Raw genomic sequence first — 21,016 nt, forward strand, 5'->3', positions numbered from 1 at the left:
AAACGCGGAGAGCCCGCCTGGGCGGCGGGATTTCCAACCGGCGGGCCAGGATCCCGGCACTTTGGCCTCAGCGGTGTGCGATCAGCAGGCAGAGCTGACGCGGGCGCCATGTCCTTAGGCACCGCAAGCGCGGAAAACGCTTTCCAATGCCGGCCAGGGCAAAAGATTCCAAACGGCCTCAGTCAGTCCGAAGCAGTTTGGCTTCCGTCTGGGACGGGAACTGTCAGGCGATCCCGTAGAACAGCCTGTAGCGCACGCGGCTCATGTAGTCGCGGTATTCCGGCAACGCCGCCAGCAGGGCCTCTTCACGCAGGATTCGGTAAAGCTGAAGATAGGTTATCACGGCGTAGACAGCGAGATTGTAGAAGGAGAAGGCCGACAGCAGGAACAGGATATGGCCGGCAAGGTAGCCGGCATAGATTGGATGCCGTACCAGGCGGTAGGCACCGCCGGTCATCACGCCGCGATTGCCGGGCAGCAAGGCAAACGAACGCCCCAGCGATGCTTTCCCCCAAATGACAAACGACACCGCCAGTATCTGCAGCGGGGCTGCGACATACACCGGAATGATGGCCGCTCCCGGTTCCAGCGTGATGAAGCCGGCGCCAAAACTGGCAATCATGGTGACAATCACGGTGAGCGGGTTCCAGTCGCGTGTCACCGGGCGCCGCGACAGCATCAGCCATGTGAAGGTGAGCACCTCGGAGATTGCCAGCAACGCGATGTTGAGTCGGGTCGGATCCTCGATGAGATGGGATACGCCGCGGTAGACGAACATGCCAGCAAAGGCCAACGCACACACACGAAAGAAGCCTTCGCGCAGGTCGATCAGGATTTCACGCTTTCGGGCCGCGGACAGAATCCCGCTCTCATTGGCGCTCGAAAGGGTTTCACTTTTAGACATGAGCAAGCCAAGCACCCCAATGATCCCTCCGGGTGACCTTTGCACGCAACCATTGCCGGCCCGTTAACCGAGAAGCTCAGATCGGCACTAAATAGGGCCTCCGAAAGGGATGCGAGCATTAGGAAGTGCCGATCGTCTCAGCTGTATTGCAATTTATGCTTGCATTTTTGGAACAAATAAAGAACAATATGTCGATCGTCATTGAAACGGATCAAAGGTTTTCGGGGGAGGACCGGCGAATGGTGAGCTGGAAGGCTGCGGGGCTGGTCGCCGCCGCGATCGGATCGTGCTTGCTGGCGAGAGCTTTGCGCCGAGGGTGGCCGGCAGGCCTTGCCGCTTTTCTCGCACTGAACACGGCCGCGCTCGGCGCCGGCAAGGACTACGCCGTCTGCTTCAGCGACGGCAAGGTCGATGCCGACCAACTCATTGCCGCCTGCACGCCGATTGCCGAGGACAAGACGGAGCCGTCGCGGAACCGCGTTATCGCCTATTTCAACCGCGGGACTGCCTGGTACAACAAGGGGGAAAACGACCGCGCCATTGCTGACTTCAACGTCACCATCAGTCTCGAGCCGGACTCGAGCGATCCCTACTACAGCCGTGGCCTGGCCTTCTTCCGCAAAGGCAAGACCGACGCGGCCATTATCGATTTCGAACAGGCGATCGCGGCCGATCCGAACAATGGCAAAGCGCACAACAATCTTGGCGTGGTCTGGCAGCAAAAGGGCGACCATGACCGGGCGATCACCGAATATGGCGAGGCGATCCGGAGCGATCCACGGGATGTCCAAGCGTATGTCAACCGCGGCATAGCCCGCGCTTCCAGGGGCGACTTCGACCTTGCCATCGCCGATTTCGACGCGGCCACGGGCTTCGATCCCGAGAGCGTGGATGCCTATGCCAGTCGCAGCGCCGCCTGGATCGCCAAGAGCGACTGGGCTCGTGCCTTTGCAGACGCCGATCGGGCGGTCGGGCTCGATTCCACCAGCATCGACGGCTATTACAACAGAGCCGTTGCCTTGACCAACAGCGGCGACGACGACCGCGCCATCGCCGATTTCGACAAGGTGATCGCCCTCAAACCGACGGACGCCGACGCCTATTTCGGCCGTTCGCTCACGCGCGCTCGCAGCGGCAACACCGTCGGTGCAGTCGCCGATTGCCGTAAGGCCATCGAGCTCGATCCGAAGAAGGCAGGTCTTTGTGACCCAGGACCGGTCGGCACAAAGGCGCCGGCTGTGTCGCAATCGCTCAATCCTGGCGCATCCCCGGTGTACGAACCGCTACAACTATACCCCAAAGAGGATCACTCCGAACGCGTTGCCTGGAACCTCAAACGGGGGCTGGAGCAGCAGATGCACGGCGACGTCGCGGGCGCGATAGACTCATTCAGCTTCGCGATCCAGCTGGATCCTTACAATGCCGAAGCCTTTTACGACCGGGCGTTCGCCGAGGCATCGCAAGGAAACCACGCCATTGCCGCCACAGACTGTCGGCGCGCCGTCGAACTCGACCCGAAGCGCGCAGGCTCTTGCAGCCAACGCGCTCCTGGCGAAACAGCTCCGCCGGCTGTCACGGAGACAAGAAACCCGGCAGCCGCAAAAGCCTTGCTTGAGCGCGCCGAGACGCGGCTTGCAAAGTATGGTGTCGAAGGCGCGCTTCTCGATTTCGACAAGGCGATCAGCCTCGATCCGGAGAGCGCTGAAGCCTATTTCAGCCGGGCCGGCGCCAGGGCACTGAAGGGCGATACGGCCGGTGCTGCGGCGGATTGCCGTCGCGCCGCCGAACTCGATCCAAAGCGGGCGGCAAGCTGCAGTGAACGGGTTGTGGGCAATGAGAGCAAGTCGGCTCCACCGCCAGACACACAACGGCCGAAGCTTCGAGCCGTCGTTCCGAATATCACGGCCACAGAAGACACGCTGGCCGCGAGGGCCATGGAGGCGACCGATCCGCAAACCCTGGAAGCGGTCCTTGGCGGCGATGCCTTCCTGGACATGGGCAAGTACGATCAGGCGATCGGCGCCTACAACCAGGCGATCTCGCTCGATGCGAACGACCGGTTTGCCTATTTCGGCCGCGGCAAGGCCTGGGCTGCCAAACGCGCTTACAAGCAGGCGATCGCAGACTACGACAAGGTCATCGAACTCGCCCCCAATTTTGCCGCGGCGCATTTTCGCCGGGGTCTCGCCAAGGTTACGTCAGGCGATGCCGAGGGCGCGCTTGCCGATTGCAGCCGGGCTGCAACACTCGATGCAAAGGCGCGTGACGCATACTTCTGCAAGGGCATGGCATGGCAAGCGAAGGGCGACGCTGCCCGCGCGGTTGCCGCTTATTCGGTGGCGCTCGAGATCGATCCGAAGGATGACGCGAGCTATTACGGGCGCGGCATGGCTAGGGCCGGCAGGAAAGACTATGACGGCGCCATTGCCGATTTCGACAAGGCGATCGGGCTTGATCCAGGCAATGCGGACTATCTCGCCAGCCGCAGGGCAGCGGTGGCGACGAAAGCCGAGCTGCAACCCGGCGCCGAACCTGCGGTCCTGCAGGACGTCGACAATGATAGCCAGCCCGAGGCCAGGCTTTCGACCGCTGAGATGGCGAAGCTCATTCAGGCGACCGACCCGCGCGTTCTGGCCGCGGTACGGCAGGGCGACAGCCTGTCGGATGCCGGCAAGTATGACCAGGCAATCAGCGCGTATGGCAAGGCGATCGCGCTCGACCCCGACAGCCCCCTCGCCTATTTCGGCCGCGGCAACGCCTGGAACGACAAGCGCGCCTATGATCGGGCGATTGACGACTATGACCGCGTGATCGAGCTCCTGCCAAATATGGTCTCTGCTTATGTTCGCCGAGGCATGGTCAAGGCCACCACCGAGGATGCCGAAGGTGCCCTCGCCGATTGCGGTCGGGCCGCCGCGTTCGATCCGAAGCTGGTGGATGCCTATTTCTGCATGGGCATGGCATGGCACGTGAATGGCGATTCCCAGCGAGCGATCACAGCCTATTCGGCGGCGATCGAGATCGATGCCAAGGATGCCCCCAGCTACTACGGGCGCGGCATAGAACGGGCCGATAGCAAGGATTACAGCGGCGCGATTGCCGATTTCGACCAGGCGATAAGACTCTATCCGGGCAATCCGGACTACGCGGTCGCCCGCAAGGCGGCCGTGGCCGCCTTGAAGAAAGGCGGCGCCGCGCCGCTCGCCGTCGGTTCGGATCCCAGGAACCTCCAAGCCTTCATGGATCGTGGCAATGCGTTCTACGGGAAGCGCAAATACGATCGTGCCATCGCCGAGTACAGCCGCGCGATCGCCCTCGATCCAAGGAAAGCCTCGGCCTATGTCGGCCGCGGTACGTCGCTTGTCGCGAAAGGCAAATATGACGCAGCCATCACGGACTATGGCAAGGTTATTGAACTCTATCCCGCTTATGTCGACGCTTACATCGGCCGCGCCGTCGCCTGGAGCAAAAAGAACGAACTGGATCGTGCCATCGCGGACTACAGTCGCGTGATCGAACTCGACCCGCAATATGCTCCGGTTTATTTCGGGCGCGGCAGCGTCTGGTTCACCAAGGGCGAGTACGACCAGGCCATTGCCGACTACGATCAAGCGCTGAGGCTCGATCCAAAGCTTGCCCTCGCCCGCAAGGGCCGCCAGATCGCCATGGCGGCGAAAGCGAACGCCTCGAAGATGCCAGGCAAAGCCGTTGGCGAGGCGCCGGCCAAGCCAAGCAGCGCTTCGCCAGCCGCGCAGGCGTTCAGCAAGGGCTGGACGCTGCATGAGAAGAACGACTATGACGGCGCCATAGCCCTGTACGGCAAAGCGATTGCATTCTTTCCGGCGTTCCACGACGCCTATCTGGCCCGAGCAATGGCCTGGGAGGCCAAGCGGGACTACGCTCATGCCGTCGCTGACTACAGCCAGGCGATCGCGCTCAATCCGAATCTTGCCGAGACCTACTACGACCGCGGCCAGAACCTCGGTTTCCAGGGAGATTACGACGGTGCGCTTGCGGACTACGACAAGGCCATCAGTCTCAATACCAGGGACGCAAAGGTCTATGCCGATCGGGGCCTCATATGGATGGGTAGACATGAGGACGCCGCAGCGCTGCGCGATTTCGAAAAGGCGCTCGGCCTCGACCGCAAGAACCCTTTCGCCTATTTGGGCCGGGGCGTGATCCGGATCAGCAAGGCGGACTATGACGGGGCCATCGCCGATCTGAGCCAGACGATAAAGCTCAAACCAGATTTCGCCACCGCCTACAAAGTGCGCAGCAAGGCGTGGGACGCCAAGGGTAACCACAAGCGTGCCGAGGCCGACCGCAAGAAAGCGCTGAGCCTCGGCGGGAAATAGACAGTTTAGGGAGGGTCGGCGATGGCGCGTTGGAGAAGCTTGGGCGTGGCGGCGGTCGCCGCTTTGTCTTTCGTTGCGGTAAAGATATTGCCTTGGGCGCTCGGCTTTGCCGGCGGCAAATATCTCTACCAGACAGTGGCGGGCTCGCCCGATCCGCAGACCCTGACCACAGCTCAGGTGAGCGAACAGATTCAGAGCCAGGGAAGCCAGATATTCATGGCAATCCAGCAGGAGTTTCCAGACGACTATGACGCCGTCGTGGAAAAGATCACTGCCGCGGCCAGACTTGGAAGCGTGGAGCAAGTGCGAAACACGAGCAGGATGGCGGTCGCCGGCCTCAGGCAAAGATACGCATCCCTGCTGTCTTCGTCCCCAGACAGCAATGCCGCCGAGGCGCTGCGTGCACAATTGGCCATGCTCAACCATGTCATGGCGCGGGAAGCCCCAGTCACTTGCAACAACTACCTTCGCAACGGGCCGGACGCGCTCAGCATGCCGGATCGCGATTTCCTGACCGACATGGACAAGATCGGAGCCACCCTGTTCCACGCCTTCGGCGCGGCGAAGAAGAGCGGTCTGGCTGCCGCTTCAGCCAGCGATGAGGACTGGTCACTGCTGGCCGACGCCTTCATCAACGCTGGCGGCACTCCCACCGAGATGAATGCAATTGCCAATGTCAGCCCGGAATTCGAAGGTCTCTGCCCGGCAGTCCCGAAACTATATACATCCGCTCTTTCACTGCAGGGCGAGCCCGGGCGGCACGTCAAAACAACTTTGCTCTATGAGATCGCCCGGAATTAGCCGAGGTCTGCGCATCCGCGCGATTGATGAGGACCCATCAGTTCCGAGAGCCGGATTGGCCGCCTAGCCCAGAGTTGAATTGCTGAAATACTTCGTGAAATCAGGGTGTTGCGTCAGAACCTTGCCATCGGCGTCATGCAGAATGCCCGCAGTGAAGAGATAGTCGCCGATCGCGTCCATCTTGGCCGGATCCATCCTGCCGATGGCGCCGTTTTCCGCGCGCAGATAGTGCCCGTCGATCAGCGCCTTCAGCGAGGCCTTGATCAGCGCCGGATTGGTCAGCGCATCCTTGTTGGCGGTGATGAGCAGCGCGGCCGCTTCATCGGGATGCTCAACGGCGAACCGGTAGCCGCGCTGCGTCGCCTCGATGAAGGCCTCCGCAAGCTTAGGGTTCGCTGACAGATACGCCTCGCTCGACGAGATCAGCGTCGTGTGCTCGTCGGGCACGCCATAGTCGGCATAGACGAAGCTGCGCTGATGGACGCCTTTGAGTTCCGCCTCGACGCCCTCCCAGGTCAAAACCTCCAGCGTGAAGTCGACGGTGCCGTTGGCAAGGGCTTCGTAGGCGGAGGTGCCGAGCGTCACCGTTTCGAAATTGCCCTTGCCGCCATCATGGCGGATGATGGTCGAGATCAGCGCGTTTTCCCAGGCGCTGCCAAAACCGCCATAGGTCAGGCCTTCAAGGTCCTTCGGGCTCTTGATGTCGCTGCGCGCGGCATTGAACACCAGCCGGCCGGTTTCGGATTGCACCACGGCGTAGACGGCTTTCAAGTCCGCTCCGGCGGTTTTCTGGGTGAACAGGCTGATGGTGCCGTTGATGCCGAAATCGGCGACACGGTTGGCGACCAGCGTGCCGGCGCCGGTATCGCTGTAGGGCAGAATGTCGACCTCGAGGCCGGCGTCGGAATAAAACCCCTTGTCGCGGGCGACGAACAGCCCGATGTGGTTGGTGTTGACCGTCCAGTCCAAAGCGACGGTGATTTTCTGCATCGCCGCGAAAGAGCGGCCCGGTCCGGCGATCAGCGGAAGACCGCTGGCGAGGGTAAGCAGCAAGGCCTGCCGGCGCGTCAGATCAGTCATGGTCATGTCCTTTGGAGGGTTGAGGGTTGAGCAAAATGTCGAGGATCTCGGCCTCGAGTGCGATGGCCTGGCGCGCGGCGGCACCGGTCGGGTCGCGCGGACGCGGCAACGGCACCCTGATCTCACGCAGCACACGGGCCGGGCGCGCCGACAGCACATAGATGCGGTCGGACAGGTATACGGCTTCGCGCACATCGTGGGTGATCAGCAGTGCCGTCCAGCGATGGTGCCGCCACATCTGCTCGAGCCAACGCTGCATGGCGGCGCGGGTCAGTGCGTCGAGCGCGCCGAAAGGCTCGTCGAGCAAAAGCATGTCGCGCTCCTGCACAACCGTGCGCAACAGCGCCGCGCGCTGGCGCATGCCGCCCGAAAGCTGCGCCGGAAAATGCCGCTCGAAGCCGGCAAGTCCGAATTCGGCGAACAGCGGCGCGACCCGCGCCCGTGCTGCCTTGCGCTTGATGCCTTGCACTTCGAGCCCGAGTGTCGCGTTGTCGAGGATGCGCCGCCACGGCATCAACGCATCGCGCTGCGGCATGAAGGCAAAATGCCGGCCGTGATCGTCGAGCGGCACGCCGTCGAACAACATCTCGCCTTCGCCATGTTCGGCGCCGGTCAGAAGCTGGAACAGCGTCGACTTGCCGGCGCCCGACGGTCCGAGGATCGAGACGAATTCGCCGGCACCGACGTTGAGCGAAATGTCGGCAAGAACGTCGAGCCCGCCAAACGCCTTGCGCACATGTCGCAATTCGAGCCGGCTCATCTCCGCGCCGCCTTTGCCGCGGCTTGCTTGCCCGCGGCCCGTTCCCAGGGCATGGCCAAGCGCTGCAGCAGCACCGTCAATCCGAACAGGATGAGAGTAAGCGCGGCGCTGACGCCGACGGCGGCCAGCACCAGGTCGGGGCGAAAATTGTTCTTGGCGTTGAGCATGTAGATGCCCAGCCCCTTGGCGGCACCCGCATATTCGGCGAAGATGGCGCCGACGACGGCATAGGTGATGGAGATCCGCAGGCCAGCGAAGAAATATGGCAGCGCCGAAGGCAGCCGCGCCAGCACGAAGACGCGCCAGCGCCCTGCCCCCATGGCGCGTAGCATCTGGCCGATCTCGGGCTCGGTTGCCTCATAGCCCTCGACCAGCGCCACCAGCATCGGGAAGAAGGTAACCAGCGCCACCAGCATGATCTTCGGCGCCAGCCCGAAGCCGAACCACAGCACCACCAGCGGCGCGATCGCAACCAGCGGCAAGGTCTGGCTGATGATGAAGACGGGAAAAAGGGCGCGCCGCAGCGGCTGGAAGAAGTCTACCAACATCGACAGCGCGAAAGCGGCGCTGAGCGAAAAGGCAAAACCGATGAGCGTGGCGCGGATGGTGGGAATGGCGTTGTCGACCAGCGCGTCACGATTGAGCATCGCCTGCTCAAAGACACGCGAGGGCGCCTGCAGAGTCGTCGGCTTGATGCCGGAATAGGTAGCGTAGAGTTCCCAGGCCACGAGCAGCAACCCGACCGACATTACGGCCGGTACTGCCTTGGCGAGGATGCCCGCGAGGTGACGCGGGCGGCTGAATGACGATGAGACCACGAGAGGACAACCTTGACGGTCGCGCATCGGCGCGAGCGGTTCAGACAGCAGTGGGGCTGTTGGCGGAAACCGTGACGTCGAGGGTTACGTGGCCGGCACCCGGCCCGAAGCGGCAGAAAGCTTCGTTGAGCGCCGAAAAGATCGCGCCCGTATCGCCGCGCAGTTTGGTGCAGAAATTTTTGGAGCGATCGTAGACGCCGGACTGTTTCAAGAAATCGATGCAACCATAGATCTCGTCCATGTGGTCACCGGTACCCATCACATAAAGCGAGAATTGCGCCGCCGCCGGCTGGCCGGTGGCGACCGCGCCATGCACGGCTGCGATGGCGGCCTCCTTGCGCGGGCCGAGCGGCCCGACAGGTCCGCCGAAGGCCTCGGAGCGGCAGATCGGATCGTCCGGCTCGCCTGGGCAGCCACGCGAAATGGCGGCTGACAAAACGCAATGCTTGCCGCTGCGCGCGGCCGCCACGAACAGGTCGCGCAGAGCCGGGAACAGCACTTCGGGCGGCCCGACCAGCAAGGTCGAGATGTCGTCGGTCTCGATCCTGAGCCGGTCACGATAGGGATCGAGCGCACCGAGCGCGCCCAAAATGACGCCGACGAAATCGTCGGCCATGGGATATAGGGAAATCTGTGCGCCTGAAAACATAGCCCGCCTCGCTCCGCTGGTATTACCCAGATCAGCTTCTAGGGTCTGTGGGCTTGCCGCCCCCGTCTCAGCCCCGACCGTACGGAGCACCCCTGTGGATGGGCGCGTTAAAGCACCATTCGATCGATTGGGGAAGCCGTTTTTTTCAGCGAACTGCGCCAAAAGCATTGCGCCAGAGTGGGAGCGATTGGCTCTGGCGGCGCGAGAATTTATCGGGAACCTTCATCAGACCGAGAGGTTGTCCCACCAGTCGCTACGCGACGAGTTCACAGAAATGGAGACAAACCATGTTCATGAAAATCCTCGCAGCTTCGACGCTCACCATCGGCCTGGCCGCATCGGCCATGGCGCAGAGCAATGACACAAGCGGCACCAACGGAGCCGGTAGCGGCAGGTCGGTCACGGTCGATCCGAATACGCCAGCTTCGCCCAACACCGTCGACCCGTCGGTGACCAACAGCACGACTGGCACGCTGGATGATATGAACTCCAACGCGGATCGGAATTGTCCTGCCCATCCGCAGGGCGCGCAGCCCGATGCCAATGGCATGTCGCCGGGTACCACCGCGCCGACGGTTAACGACAAGCATTGCGGCAAGTAGGATTTGCAATGAGAAGAAACCGCGGAGCGAGCGCTCCGCGGCTTCTCAAATCCTGTCGTATGACTGAATCTACGGTACCGCTTTTTCTCGAACCGGCAGCTTCCAGCCTGGCCTGACGAAATGGCAGGTGTAGCCGTTGGGATATTTCTCCAGATAATCCTGATGCTCCGGCTCGGCCTCCCAGAAAGCACCGACCGGCGCGACTTCGGTGACGACCTTGCCGGGCCACAGGCCCGAGGCATCGACATCGGCGATGGTGTCTTCGGCGACGTTCTTTTGCTCATCGCTGGTGTAGTAGATCGCCGAACGGTAGCTCATTCCGACATCGTTGCCCTGTCGGTTGCGTGTCGTCGGATCGTGGATTTGGAAAAAGCGCTCCAGCAGCGTGCGATAGCTGATCACGGCCGGATCGAAATTGATCTCGATCGCCTCGGCGTGCGTGCCATGATTGCGATAGGTGGCGTTTGGCACATCGCCGCCCGAGTAGCCGACACGGGTCGAGATGACGCCGGGATAGCGCCGTATCAAATCCTGCATGCCCCAGAAACAGCCGCCGGCAAGTACTGCGCGTTCGGTCGAAGTCGCCATGTCACCTCTCCTCAAAAGCAATTCACGGAAAACGGACCGCGATTTCCGTCTTGAATTGCACGACAACAAATTGGATTTCCCATAAATGGGCACTGTCGGCGACTTCGTCCAGTCGCCCGAGCGCGGCGCCGGCGGTGCGTGCGGCCATGCCCCGACGAAATGGCACGACGCGGAACCGGATCCGTGGACTTCAGCTGTGCGGTTGTCCAGCCGGGCTGTCGACAGCAAGCGGCAGGCGCGTGCCGGGCGGGATGGCGGCAAAACTGATCGCCACCGGCGGCGCCTCTTTCGACCAGTTGAAAAGAACGGTCTTGACCGGAATGTTGTCCAGCCATGAGTGCAACTGCGGTGGCACGCCATGGCCCAGCCAAACCATCAGCATGCCGTGGTCGTGCAATCGCTGCAGTGTGATCCAAGGCGCGAACCGCATATCGAGGTCGGTGAAAATCGACGGCTTGTCATAGGCATTGAGACCCGCCAGCATCGCCAGATTGGTGTCGCCGCCGACGATGTCGAGTCGGCCGGGTACAGCCGCGTGCCAGACTGCCTCGGCCTCGTCCGAGATCGGTCGTGCCGGCCAGCAAACGGCGTCCATGCGCCCGCGCACATTGCAGTCCGTCCAGCGGATGGCCGCATAGGCGCCTGACATGCCGACGATGCAGATGAATGCGCAGATCGTCAGTTTTCGCATCTCTGTGGCGCCGAGCCGATGGCCCAAGAACGCCAGCGCGACGACGCCGACAAGATTGTACATCGGCGCGCCCCAGGCTTCGCCGGTGCCGGTAAACAGCGAGGCGACCATGACCAGCGCCGCGGGCCCAAGGCCCATCCACATGAGATAAACACGCGAGCCGCGCTCGACGGGCTCTTGCGGAGCCGGCGAGCGCCGCAGCAGCCCTGATATCGCCAGCACCAGAAAAAAGCCGGAGAGCCCGGCCATCTGGACACCGGCATAATAAAGGCGCGCTCGGTGTTCAGTCACCCATTCGTCACGGCCGGCGAAATAGGTCAGCGGCAGGAAATCGATACGGTAGAGCTCGACGGCCAACGGCGTGGCGACGGCGAGAAAGACGGCAAGGCCAAGCCACGGCCAAGGTGTCGCCAGCCGGCTGCGCGCGCGCGCATCGGACAACAGCCACAGAGCGCCGAAGGCGAGCAGCAGGCCGGTGGAGAATTTGGCATAGAGCCCGACGCCCGAGACCAGCCCGAGCGCGAGCCACCAGCCCGGCCCGCCACCACGGCCGGCGCGCCAAAGCAGCCAGCAGATCGCCGCCCAGAACGGCATCTGCGCATAGTCGTGATTGAATTGCGGGGTGGGCCAGCCAAAGAAATAGACCGATGGCATCAAAAGCATGGCAGCCAGCGCCCGGCTATGGCCCAGCATGTCGCGGGCCAGCAGATAGACCAGGATGAAGGTCGCGGAGATGGTCAGCTGGGCGAGCAGATATTGCGGCCAGCGGAACGATCCGGTCAAAAGATGGCTGGTCTCGAGCAGCCAACCAGGGAGCTGCGGGTGCTTGTAGGTCAAAAGCACCCATTCGCGGCCCCACATGAAGCCCTCCACGACATCGCCGGGCGGCGCGGGATCGACGAGCGCTGGCACCACCGTCCAGCACAAGATCTGCGCCAGACACAGAAGCGCCAGCAAATACCGGGGTTGGCGAAGCAGGCCGGACCAGACAGATGACGAACTCAAGCCCGGGGCAGGCAGCCCCGCCGGCACCCAGCGATCCAAGGAGTCATCGATCCCCACCATGCGGCGCTTAAATCACATCGTCCGGTTCGCCGAACAGCCCAAACGCCAAAGCTTACAAAAAAGTATACTTGCGTGCCATTGCAACACCAAGATTGAACCGGAATTTCAACGCTCCGCGGCCCGCCTTCCCCAGGCACACGGCCCGAAGCCCTGTCTGAACATCCGGATTCCAGATGCGCCATCAACATGCCGTCATTCACTACCGCGCGCTCGACTTCTGGCTGGCGCGCGCAGCCGTTCTCGTCATCATCTGCCTGCAGCTTCTGGTCATCAACAATCTCTCATTCGGTCCGCGCTGGCTGGCACCGGGACTGGAAGCGGCCCTGCTCGTGCCGCTGTCCGTGGCGACGGCATGGACGCAGGTCGCCACCAGAAAAGCGGTCGAGGACCACGAATGGCATGCCATCGGCCAGTTTCGCGCCATGATCCGCCGAACCGCCCTGACGATGACCGCCGTCATCAGCGTCATGAATTGCGGCTCGCTGGTCTTGCTGGTGCATGCCTTGCTGGAGGGACACGCCGGCAACAGCGGCACGACACTGCTGATCGACGCACTCAACATCTGGGTGACAAACGTCATCGTCTTCGCTTTGTGGTTCTGGAGCACCGACCGTGGCGGGCCGCCGACCTGCGGACTGGTGAAGCTCGCGCAGGCCGATTTCCTGTTCGCACAGATGACCCTGAACGACCGCGAGCTTGCCCAATGGCTGCCGGGCTTTGTCGACTATTTCTTCCTCGCCTTCACCAATGCGACGGCGTTTTCGCCGACCGACACCTTGCCGCTCTCCCAGCGCGCCAAGCTGCTGATGATGGCGGAAGCCATGATCTCACTGCTGACGATCGCGCTGGTCGCGGCGCGAGCCGTCAACATTCTGGCCTAGGGTAAAAGCGCGAAATAGCCCGCTCCGGCGAACCGAAGCGGGCTATTTCGTTGTCTTCGATGGTAGCGATGCCGCGCTTGCTGAGCTTGTAGCTGTTGCCGCTGTGCTCAATCCGCGCCGAGGTCGCGTTCGAAGACCACCTGGTCGCGCAGCGGAATGCCATTCACGAGCAAGCCTTCGGGATAACCGGTCGATGGCCCGAACGCATCCTGCACGATGCGACACATCCGAAAGCCCTGTCTCTGATAAAACCTGAGATTGCCGATATCGGCCGTAGCGGTCGAGACGATCAGGCGCCGGCCGTTGCACTCACGGCAGCGGATGATTGCCGCCGCGACAAGGGCACGCCCCAACCCTTCGCTCTGCCTTGCAGGACGGACCGCGAGGCTCTTGAGTTCGAAGACACCGCCCTCGCCCGTCTCGATGATCTGCACATGGCCGACGATCCGGCCGCCCTCGCGAGCGACCATCACCTCGCCCCGACCGATATAGCCGGAAATCTGCATGGAGGAATCGTCTGCCAGGGCAAACAGAGGCCGTAAAGCCTCGCGGTTTCCATCGTATCGTTCAATAAGCATTCACAAGTCCGGACTGGATCAACGCCACCGCGAGTTCGGCATTCCTGCGCTGGGATATAGCAGCGGCTGGCCATGAGCCACAAATGCAAAAAGCCCGCCCCGGCGCGAGCCGAGGCGGGCGTTGGTTCAATCGAGCCGTCGGACGCAGATTCTCGATACCGGCAAAGCCGGGAGTTATTTCTCCGTTGACAGCTTGAATTTGCGCACGATTACCTCGAACAAAAAATCCGAAATCCACATGGCGCAGATGCCGATGAGAAAGGCCGCCGCGAGCGTCGTCGTGTCGTCATTGGCCAGCGGCAGGCCGGTGGCGCGGGAATATTGGACCACGGGCAGTGTGAGATAGGCAGCGGCAAGCGCGCCACAGATTGGTGACGCCACCATTTCGCGCAGTTTGTAGCGATGGCGCGACAGCGCGCGCAGGACACCACCGGCAAGACCGGCGGCGACGACAGGTCCCTTGATGCCCAGCAGGTCGAAGAGATCGTGCATCATGTCACCACCCTTGCGGCGAGGAAAACGAAGATCGACCCGGCGCCGAAAGTGACCAACTCGCCGAGCAGCAGGGCCGAGCCCAACGGAAGCAAGACAACCGTCAAGGCTTCCACCCGCACAGTTTTTCGCCTTTGCGGTTGTGCGCCAAAAGCGCCTTGACCTCGGTGTCCGACAGCGCGTCCACGGCGGCCGTCGACAGGCGCAGCGGGCTGGACACCGCACAGAACCCACCCTTGACGGTTGTGCATCCGGCCATTGCGGCCAGGACCGACACCAGCATCAATCCCTTGCCCATGATTTGAGCTCCTTCCGGGCGGCGGCGGCCGGCAGCGCGCCGATATCGTTCTGGACCTGGTCGGCGACGTCGCGCGCCGCGGCCTCTGCGGCGGCCTGCCTGGCGCGCTCGCTGCGTCCGCCGGCAAACCGCTGGCGAAGCCCCCAGCCGAGTGTCGCGAGGATGGCGGCACCGATGCCCAGGATGGTTGGATTGCCGAGCAGTAAGGCGAGAAGCGCGCTCATCGCGGCATGCCCTTCGCATAGAGCGACAGCACCCATACCCCCAGGCCGCCGAAACCAATGACGGCGACGCTGACGGCGGAGGCAATCAGGACATCGCCGATGGTGATAGCATGGTCCATCTCATGCCCTCCGGTTTGGGACTTGATAGACGCCGCCGGCCACGAGAGCCCCGACGATCAGATCGCGCACGATATCGGCAAGGCCGGGGATTTCCACGCCAGCGTGTTGCAGGCCAATAAGCGTGCCGATGCCGACAAGGGCAACGATGAATTTCGCATAGCGTGCCATGGTCAGTTCCTCTTGAAGATGGCTTTGGCGATTGCGTTGAACAGCCGCCACAGCCAACTGGTTTCTACGGTTGCAGGCGCTCCGGTCGGGGTTGGATCTGGATGGATGGTCGGCGCGGGAGGAGGAGCAACGGGAACCGGCGTGGACGCCTGCGGAACCGTGGCTGGTTGGGCTGGCGCCGGCGGGGCTGGGTGCGCCGTCATCTTGAGCGCATCGGCGCGAACCGACCTGACCCGCTCGCTCCACCCCCTGCCAAACGTGGCCCACGTTGGCAGGCGCTTGAGAAACGCCAGCCGCGCGTCGCAAAGCTGGTCGATGACGACGCCCGCCGGTTTTGCCCTGGCCGCGCCGAGCGTGGCCGGCCCGATGCGACCGTCCTGCACGGCGCCCACCGCGGCCTGCAGATATTTGGCCGCCTTGCCCGGCCCGCTGTTCACGGCGAAATCGAACACGGCGTAATCGATGCCATCGGGCAGTTCGGCACCGAGCACCGCGTCCCAATAGAACCGCCGATAGACGGTCGCGACCTGGTCATCGCCGATCTGGCGCAGATCGGCCTTGGTGGCGTCGGCCCTCACATAGCGGCGAAAATTTGCCAGCGTCACCCCCTTCATGGTGGCGCCGCCCGGATCAGCCGGATTGTCCGACCAGCCCCCCTCGGATTTCAAGACAAGCGCAAGCGCCCGCGCGAAGTTGCGGTCCATGGGAGTTCCTTTCGGCCCGGAGCTCGGGTCGGTTTTCAGAAGTGGACAGTGGTGTTAGGTTTGTCGGCATCGCAGTTCACCAGAAGGGCCGCCTAAATGGATTCGGGACAGAGCGTTTTTACCGATAACAATGGAAGCTACGCCCGCCCCGTACACTGGCTCCTGGGGTTGTCCATGGTGTTGAACTTGGTCCTAGCGTGCGGTCTGGTCTACCAGATCATGAAATGAACTAGGCCTTACGGTGTAATAACGACAGCAGGGTCCAGCCAAGGACAGTGACGAAGGATATCGCGGTAGCAGTGAGGCCTGGTGGTGGCAGCGACCATCTGTGAGCACGCTTACAAACTTTGGCTGGCTGCCGACCATCTCGGCATTGCTGCTGACGATCCTTTGCCATCCGGCACAGGATCAGCGTCTTGGATAGTTACAAGACGATAGCCCTCCAAGCTCCCAGCCATCCGTGTCCGGAAACCGCCCACGAAGCGCTATCGTACGAGAAGCCGGCACATTCCGCGGTCATCCGACCGACAGCCCATTTTTGATCGGAGCGAGCGTTCCTTACCTTCGTCCCAAAGGGGCCGTCTTGCCGTTGATAGCAACGGCGAAGAAATCAATTTCGCAATCGGGATTTACGTTCGTGTTCCGAAGGCCGACCCAACCGGCTGTCGTCACTGCACTGTCGGTAATGCTTTCGTCCCAAGTGCCCGGTTCAGATGAACCTTGCCACCAGGCGCGCCGCTGGAGAGACGTGCCGATGACCCGAAATCTGCACCAAAACCAATTGTTGATGGCGAAGGTCGGTGACGGACCAAAGGACGCCGTTCCGATCACGGCGCCCGCTCCTGCTACCTGTTTGATAAAGCTGTTATTCCAACCTGAGCCTGATGGATCCTTTGTGGGTTGCACCGCATAGGAATTTTCCGCACCACTCGCACCCGTCGCCCTAACACAGGGTCGAACGAACGTTTCCGGCGCAGATGTTGCCTCGATCACTCGCATTCGGCACACGATTTCTGCATTGGCAACTGTCGGCACCTTGTTCCAAGACAGCAATTGGGAATTAGCGGTTGTCTTGGTCCAGCGTAGCGCATTGCCAGAAATCGATCCCGACACCGTCTGGACAAGCGCGGTGAAGCCGGTGTTGAGCCACCGGCTGGTCCAGTCAAAAGGCTGCACGCCTATGGCGTATTCTGCAAAATCCGTGACAAAGATGTCAGGGTCGCGCATCGGCTGCGCGGGCCAGATGAGCGCCATTTACAGCGCCTCCAGAACAGCGGTGATGCCGGTATCGGTCTTGGAGATATGCAGCTTGAACTTGGCCGCGTTTGTCGTGGCGTAGGCGTCACCTTTGGGATGACCGGCGACAAATCCAGAGAAGGTGATGGCTCCGGCTGACGCCCCATTGGCAATGTCGATTGTCATGTTGTAGCAGTTCGCGGTCGACGGCGCGGCGAACGTGAAGGCGCCGTTCGCGGTGATCTTGCGATAGTTCCCGCCTGTCGGTGCAGGGGTGTAGGTACCGCTTGACTTAGTGCCGTCGTCCACGACCACGGACGTAAATCCCGCCGCGAGCCCGAGATTGTCGGCCGCCTTCTGCAGCATGCCAGCCGCAATCTCCGCCAGCGTGTCAAACGTCGTTGACACCCCACCCAGCACGACATCGATCGCCGCCTTGACAAACCCCGTCGTCGCAAGCTGCGTCGTGTTCGTGCCGGGCGCGGCTGTCGGAGCGGCTGGAACACCCGTAAACGTCGGGCTGGCTTTTGGCGCCAGGCTCGACACCGCCACGCCGCTGTCCTTGGCGATCTTGCCTGTGGTGCCATTGAACGTGGCGATGTTGTCGGCAACGGCCGACGCAGGCCCGGCGATCAGGTCGCTCGCCTTGATGCCGCTGTCTTTGCCCGCCTTGCCCGATGTGCCGTTGAAGGTGACGATGTTGTCGCTCACCGAGGAAGCCGGCCCTGTGAAATCACCGGCCCCAAGCCCATCCGCCCCCTTGTCCCCTGTCCGGTCGAACATCAGCCAGATGCCGCCTGCCGTTGTCGGCAAGGCGCCGGAGCCGCTGACATAGGCGAGCGTCAGCTTGCGGTAGCCGCTGCCGTCCACCACCGTGCCGGTGACGTTGTAGACATAGGAGATGGCGGCTGATGCCTTGGAGCGCAGCATCAGCTGGCCCTTGATGGTGTTGGTGCTGTCGTCGAACGTGTCGAGAATGCCGTTCACCGTGGCGCCGCCGGCGTCGAGATTGTCGACATAGGCCGCCGTCGCGGAGGCGGCCGAGGCGTTGTTCAGCCGCAAGGCGCCGTTGCCCGGGTCGGCATCGGCGGTTGTCGTGGAGAAGGTGTAGCTCAGCGCCGCCACCGAATTTGCCGCCGCCGTAGCCGATGTCGCGGCGTTGGTGGCGGAGGTTGCGGCGTTGGTCGCCGAGGTCGACGCCGCCGTGGCCGAGCCCGAGGCCGCACTTGCCGAGCCGGCCGCTGCGGTGGCCGAATTGCCGGCGTTGGTGGCGCTGGTCGCGGCACCCGAGGCGGAGCCCGATGCGGCACTTGCCGAAGTGCCGGCATTGGTGGCCGAAGTCGCCGCCGTGGAGGCGGAGCCTGCAGCCGCCGTGGCGGATCCGGACGCGGCCGTCGCCGAGGTGCCGGCGTTGGTGGCGCTGGTGGCCGCCGCGTTCTTGGAGGTAAGCGCCGCCGCCGCGCTGCTGGCGGCGGCCGTCGCGGCCGCCGTGGCATCGCCCAGCGTGTCTTCGGAGAGGAAGAAGGCGAGCGTGATGGCATCGGTGCCGATCACCGGATTCAGTGTTTCGAAGGCATAGACAAAGTCGGACGAGACGGCGCCCTGCTGCACATGCACCGTCGTGCCTTTCTGCATTGTGCGCGCGGTGCGCGCGTCGGCGGCGCGGAACCACTGGCCCTCGCTGGCTGTATAGATGCCGTTCTCGCTTGCGTCGGCTTGGTTCTTCACCAGCACACGGTCGCCGACTTCGGTGGCGACACCATCGATGGTTTGCAGCCCTGAGAGGGCAATGTTGGCCGTGGTCGCCAGGCGCACGGGTTCGCGTTGGTGACATAGACGACGTCGGCCTCCGTATCCCAGGCAAGCTCGACCGCGGCCGACGGATGGTCCCAGCCGAAATCGAGCGCGCCGAGGCGCGGCCAGTAACGCGGCAGCCGGAACGGCTCGCAGGCGATCAGCGCCTCGGCCACCGGAAAGATGCGGCCCGAGCCCAGCACCGGAATGCCGCGAGCGCGCGCCTCGCGCTCATGCGCGGGATAGGCGGCAACGATCGCCGCGCGCTCGTCGGGGGAATAATGCGCGGCATCGTCGATGGTCATGAAGGTGACGTGTCGGGACATGGTGGAGCCTGAATCAGCTTGGAAGGCCAGGGCGATATCGTGTTGTTAAGACGCAATCTTTCTTGGCTGAGCGCGGCAGCTCTCCCTTCTCCCCTCGTGGGAGAAGGTGGATCGACGCGCAGCGCCGAGACGGTTGAGGGGTGCGTGACGGATCGCCGTCTTTGCCAAGCTGGAACACCCCTCATCCGACCTCGCTTCGCGAGGCCACCTTCTCCGCAAGGGGAGAAGGGAAACAGTGCCCTCACCCCTTCCCCATCTTCTCCACCTCCCCCGCCGACAGGAACAGCAGCACCACATCGCTCATCCCGAGCAGCGGCGTGAAGGTGACGATGGTTATCCCACCCGTCGCATTGGTGCGGGTCAGGCCTTCTGAATAGATGTCGAGCGGCGGTTCCTCGTCGAACCAGACGCCGTGCAGCGTCTCGCCCTGCCATTTCTCGCGGCCCTTCTCGAAGCTCTTGAACGACAGCACGCTCTCGCCGGCCTGCACGTCGCCGCCGCCATCATGGCGCACCACGACGCTGTCGAGCGCGCCGGGCGCGCCGCGGCCCATCGTCGTCTGCAAAATAGCATCGGCCGGGATCATGCCGGTGCCCCAGGCCGCCTGCTGCTGCGGCGGGCCGATCAGCACGCGCTGCGGATTGTCGCGCGTGCCCTCGCCGGTGACGCCGGCGGCCCACAGCCGCACGGGCGTATCGAAAACCTTGCCTTGCCACCAATCGGGATAGCGGCCGGTGAGATGCATCGCCCATTCCGCGCCGCCCGCCCTGGTCTTGCCGAGCTGATTGCCGGCCATGAACAGGCGTTCGCGGTTTATCGCACCCGCGGCATGGAATTCCGCCTGCCTTGGATAAGGCTTGTACGCCGCCAACTGATTGGTGCGGCGCCGGCGGTCAAGCTCCGCCAGCAGCGCCAGATATTCGGTTCTGGCCGAGATCAGCGGGCTCTTCGAGGAACGGTCTGAGGACGGTTTCGAGGGCGCGGATGCGGCTGCGGATTTCCTCATCGCTCAGGCCGTCCAGTTGGTTGATGGAGACATCGAAATCCTTGGGCAGCACCGAAAGCACGATCTTCAGATATTGGTCCGGCTTGTCGGCCCGCACCTCGGCGATGACGCCGGCGCCATGGGCCCGGAAATCGGCGCGCACGGCGGCGAGAAAGTCGTCACCCAGCGTCTTCTTCGCCCGCTTGGGTCGGGGCTTTTGGACAATCTCCGGGCTGGCGGCAGGTTTACGCCTTGCCGGCCTCGCCTTGCGCCGCGCCGGCACGGCATCGGCTTGGTCAGCCATCGGCGTGCCCCACGGTGTTGGCGTCGCCGGAGGAAACCGCCGCCTTCGGCAGCGCCGGTCTGGCCCGCCTCGCCGGCTTTTTCGAGCGGGCGATTTTCTTCCTGGCCTTCCTGGCGCGCTTCGGCCTTGCGGCCTCGGCAGGCTTCGCCGACCGGGCCGGTTTTGCAACACCGGCCTGTGCCTTGAGCCTCGCCATGGCGAGCCCGACGGCGCGGCCATCGATGCCAGCTTGCGGGAAACAAAAGCCACCGGCCGCATCCCGCACCATGCCGATCAGCACGCCGGGCGCGACCTGCTCGACCCGGCCCAGGCGCACCTGCGGCGCCGCGCCCTCGAATTCCCCGATGGCGCTGACAACCTCGCGGCCGTCATCGCCGGTGATGATGGTGGCGTAGCGTGGCATGGGATTTCTCGCAGACGTCGCGTTCTGTGGCGCCCCCCTCTGTCCTGCCGGACATCTCCCCCTCAAGGGGGGAGATCAGCAGCTTCGAGCGCCCGCTCCCTTGCGACGTCGAAAGGTCAGCGTGGCCGTGACTAGATCCGATCTCCCCCCTTGAGGGGGAGATGGCCGGCAGGCCAGAGGGGGGCAC

At 63.1% G+C, this 21,016-nt stretch carries 23 protein-coding genes, 2 pseudogenes and 1 riboswitch; of the genes and pseudogenes, 4 read left to right on the top strand and 21 right to left on the bottom strand.

What is annotated here, in order from left to right; all coding sequences use genetic code 11:
* Nucleotides 1-223: 223 nt before the first annotated feature.
* Nucleotides 224-919 (bottom strand): isoprenylcysteine carboxylmethyltransferase family protein, encoded by a 696-nt coding sequence (locus tag FJ978_RS29500; protein WP_013894520.1) that lies wholly within the window; start codon nucleotides 917-919, stop codon nucleotides 224-226.
* 224 nt (nucleotides 920-1,143) lie between these two features.
* Here FJ978_RS29500 and FJ978_RS29505 point away from each other — a divergent pair, with 224 nt between their 5' ends.
* Nucleotides 1,144-5,262, top strand: a complete 4,119-nt coding sequence (locus FJ978_RS29505) for a tetratricopeptide repeat protein (RefSeq protein ID WP_140576223.1) — start codon at nucleotides 1,144-1,146, stop codon at nucleotides 5,260-5,262.
* Between the two features lie 45 nt (nucleotides 5,263-5,307).
* Nucleotides 5,308-6,063, top strand: coding sequence for a hypothetical protein (locus tag FJ978_RS29510; RefSeq protein ID WP_246678226.1), 756 nt, complete (start codon nucleotides 5,308-5,310; stop codon nucleotides 6,061-6,063).
* A gap of 63 nt (nucleotides 6,064-6,126) precedes the next feature.
* On the opposite strand, the gene FJ978_RS29515 is transcribed toward FJ978_RS29510, so the two are convergent.
* The 4 genes from FJ978_RS29515 to FJ978_RS29530 all read right to left on the bottom strand — a co-directional run bounded on the left by FJ978_RS29515 (nucleotide 6,127) and on the right by FJ978_RS29530 (nucleotide 9,370).
* On the bottom strand, nucleotides 6,127-7,143 hold the full coding sequence (locus tag FJ978_RS29515; RefSeq protein WP_140576226.1) for an ABC transporter substrate-binding protein: 1,017 nt from the start codon (nucleotides 7,141-7,143) through the stop codon (nucleotides 6,127-6,129).
* On the bottom strand, nucleotides 7,136-7,903 hold the full coding sequence (locus FJ978_RS29520; protein ID WP_140576228.1) for an ABC transporter ATP-binding protein: 768 nt from the start codon (nucleotides 7,901-7,903) through the stop codon (nucleotides 7,136-7,138). The genes FJ978_RS29515 and FJ978_RS29520 overlap by 8 nt, the downstream gene beginning before the upstream one ends.
* Nucleotides 7,900-8,652: an ABC transporter permease gene (locus FJ978_RS29525; protein ID WP_140576295.1), complete on the bottom strand. Its 753-nt coding sequence runs from the start codon at nucleotides 8,650-8,652 to the stop codon at nucleotides 7,900-7,902. The genes FJ978_RS29520 and FJ978_RS29525 overlap by 4 nt, the downstream gene beginning before the upstream one ends.
* A gap of 109 nt (nucleotides 8,653-8,761) precedes the next feature.
* Complete coding sequence (locus FJ978_RS29530; protein WP_140576230.1) at nucleotides 8,762-9,370, bottom strand: YkoF family thiamine/hydroxymethylpyrimidine-binding protein; 609 nt, start codon at nucleotides 9,368-9,370, stop codon at nucleotides 8,762-8,764.
* A riboswitch (TPP riboswitch) is annotated at nucleotides 9,361-9,474 on the bottom strand. Its footprint overlaps the gene before it by 10 nt.
* 183 nt (nucleotides 9,475-9,657) lie before the next feature.
* On the opposite strand from FJ978_RS29530, the gene FJ978_RS29535 reads away from it, so the two are divergent.
* Nucleotides 9,658-9,972, top strand: a complete 315-nt coding sequence (locus FJ978_RS29535) for a hypothetical protein (RefSeq protein ID WP_013894514.1) — start codon at nucleotides 9,658-9,660, stop codon at nucleotides 9,970-9,972.
* 69 nt (nucleotides 9,973-10,041) lie between these two features.
* Here the strand turns inward: FJ978_RS29535 and msrA are convergent, their stop codons facing one another.
* The 3 genes from msrA to FJ978_RS29545 are packed head-to-tail and all read right to left on the bottom strand — an operon-like array spanning nucleotide 10,042 to nucleotide 12,178.
* Entirely contained in the window at nucleotides 10,042-10,560 is a 519-nt protein-coding gene (gene msrA / locus FJ978_RS29540; RefSeq protein ID WP_013894513.1) for a peptide-methionine (S)-S-oxide reductase MsrA, read from the bottom strand.
* 22 nt (nucleotides 10,561-10,582) lie between these two features.
* Nucleotides 10,583-10,708 (bottom strand): hypothetical protein, encoded by a 126-nt coding sequence (locus FJ978_RS33440; protein ID WP_263497206.1) that lies wholly within the window; start codon nucleotides 10,706-10,708, stop codon nucleotides 10,583-10,585.
* Nucleotides 10,709-10,750: 42 nt separating this feature from the next.
* Nucleotides 10,751-12,178 carry a glycosyltransferase family 39 protein gene (locus FJ978_RS29545; protein WP_246678227.1) on the bottom strand — a complete coding sequence of 476 codons (1,428 nt, stop codon included), beginning with the start codon at nucleotides 12,176-12,178 and terminating at the stop codon, nucleotides 10,751-10,753.
* Between the two features lie 311 nt (nucleotides 12,179-12,489).
* Here FJ978_RS29545 and FJ978_RS29550 point away from each other — a divergent pair, with 311 nt between their 5' ends.
* Nucleotides 12,490-13,197, top strand: a complete 708-nt coding sequence (locus FJ978_RS29550) for a hypothetical protein (RefSeq protein ID WP_013894511.1) — start codon at nucleotides 12,490-12,492, stop codon at nucleotides 13,195-13,197.
* Between the two features lie 107 nt (nucleotides 13,198-13,304).
* Here FJ978_RS29550 and FJ978_RS29555 read toward each other — a convergent pair whose 3' ends face one another.
* The 13 genes and pseudogenes from FJ978_RS29555 to FJ978_RS29610 all read right to left on the bottom strand — a co-directional run bounded on the left by FJ978_RS29555 (nucleotide 13,305) and on the right by FJ978_RS29610 (nucleotide 20,829).
* Nucleotides 13,305-13,775 (bottom strand): GNAT family N-acetyltransferase, encoded by a 471-nt coding sequence (locus FJ978_RS29555; RefSeq protein ID WP_013894510.1) that lies wholly within the window; start codon nucleotides 13,773-13,775, stop codon nucleotides 13,305-13,307.
* A gap of 174 nt (nucleotides 13,776-13,949) precedes the next feature.
* Nucleotides 13,950-14,267, bottom strand: coding sequence for a hypothetical protein (locus tag FJ978_RS29560; RefSeq protein ID WP_041164749.1), 318 nt, complete (start codon nucleotides 14,265-14,267; stop codon nucleotides 13,950-13,952).
* A gap of 103 nt (nucleotides 14,268-14,370) precedes the next feature.
* Nucleotides 14,371-14,565 (bottom strand): hypothetical protein, encoded by a 195-nt coding sequence (locus tag FJ978_RS29565; RefSeq protein ID WP_013894508.1) that lies wholly within the window; start codon nucleotides 14,563-14,565, stop codon nucleotides 14,371-14,373.
* Nucleotides 14,550-14,789, bottom strand: a complete 240-nt coding sequence (locus FJ978_RS29570; RefSeq protein WP_013894507.1) for a hypothetical protein — start codon at nucleotides 14,787-14,789, stop codon at nucleotides 14,550-14,552. The genes FJ978_RS29565 and FJ978_RS29570 overlap by 16 nt, the downstream gene beginning before the upstream one ends.
* Nucleotides 14,786-14,908 carry a hypothetical protein gene (locus FJ978_RS33445; RefSeq protein ID WP_263497202.1) on the bottom strand — a complete coding sequence of 41 codons (123 nt, stop codon included), beginning with the start codon at nucleotides 14,906-14,908 and terminating at the stop codon, nucleotides 14,786-14,788. Before FJ978_RS33445 ends, FJ978_RS29570 begins: the two co-directional genes overlap by 4 nt.
* A gap of 1 nt (nucleotide 14,909) precedes the next feature.
* Nucleotides 14,910-15,077, bottom strand: coding sequence for a hypothetical protein (locus tag FJ978_RS32910; protein WP_013894505.1), 168 nt, complete (start codon nucleotides 15,075-15,077; stop codon nucleotides 14,910-14,912).
* 2 nt (nucleotides 15,078-15,079) lie between these two features.
* Nucleotides 15,080-15,781 (bottom strand): glycosyl hydrolase 108 family protein, encoded by a 702-nt coding sequence (locus FJ978_RS29575; protein ID WP_140576233.1) that lies wholly within the window; start codon nucleotides 15,779-15,781, stop codon nucleotides 15,080-15,082.
* Nucleotides 15,782-16,339: 558 nt separating this feature from the next.
* On the bottom strand, nucleotides 16,340-17,035 hold the full coding sequence (locus FJ978_RS29580; RefSeq protein ID WP_140576235.1) for a hypothetical protein: 696 nt from the start codon (nucleotides 17,033-17,035) through the stop codon (nucleotides 16,340-16,342).
* The gene (locus FJ978_RS29585; RefSeq protein ID WP_181180442.1) at nucleotides 17,036-18,832 is read right to left on the bottom strand and encodes a hypothetical protein; all 1,797 of its coding nucleotides are present in this window, start codon (nucleotides 18,830-18,832) and stop codon (nucleotides 17,036-17,038) included.
* An 11-nt stretch (nucleotides 18,833-18,843) separates the two neighbouring features.
* Nucleotides 18,844-19,131 (bottom strand): annotated as a pseudogene (locus FJ978_RS29590) (terminase family protein); the annotation flags it as partial.
* A gap of 283 nt (nucleotides 19,132-19,414) precedes the next feature.
* Nucleotides 19,415-20,143, bottom strand: a pseudogene (locus FJ978_RS29600) (terminase family protein); the annotation flags it as partial.
* Nucleotides 20,031-20,426 carry a hypothetical protein gene (locus FJ978_RS29605; protein WP_140576242.1) on the bottom strand — a complete coding sequence of 132 codons (396 nt, stop codon included), beginning with the start codon at nucleotides 20,424-20,426 and terminating at the stop codon, nucleotides 20,031-20,033. The gene FJ978_RS29605 and the pseudogene FJ978_RS29600, both read right to left, overlap by 113 nt.
* On the bottom strand, nucleotides 20,419-20,829 hold the full coding sequence (locus tag FJ978_RS29610; RefSeq protein ID WP_140576243.1) for a hypothetical protein: 411 nt from the start codon (nucleotides 20,827-20,829) through the stop codon (nucleotides 20,419-20,421). Before FJ978_RS29610 ends, FJ978_RS29605 begins: the two co-directional genes overlap by 8 nt.
* Nucleotides 20,830-21,016: the final 187 nt, after the last annotated feature.

It is taken from the genome of Mesorhizobium sp. B1-1-7 (assembly GCF_006442705.1).
Taxonomy (GTDB): Bacteria; Pseudomonadota; Alphaproteobacteria; order Rhizobiales; family Rhizobiaceae; genus Mesorhizobium; species Mesorhizobium opportunistum.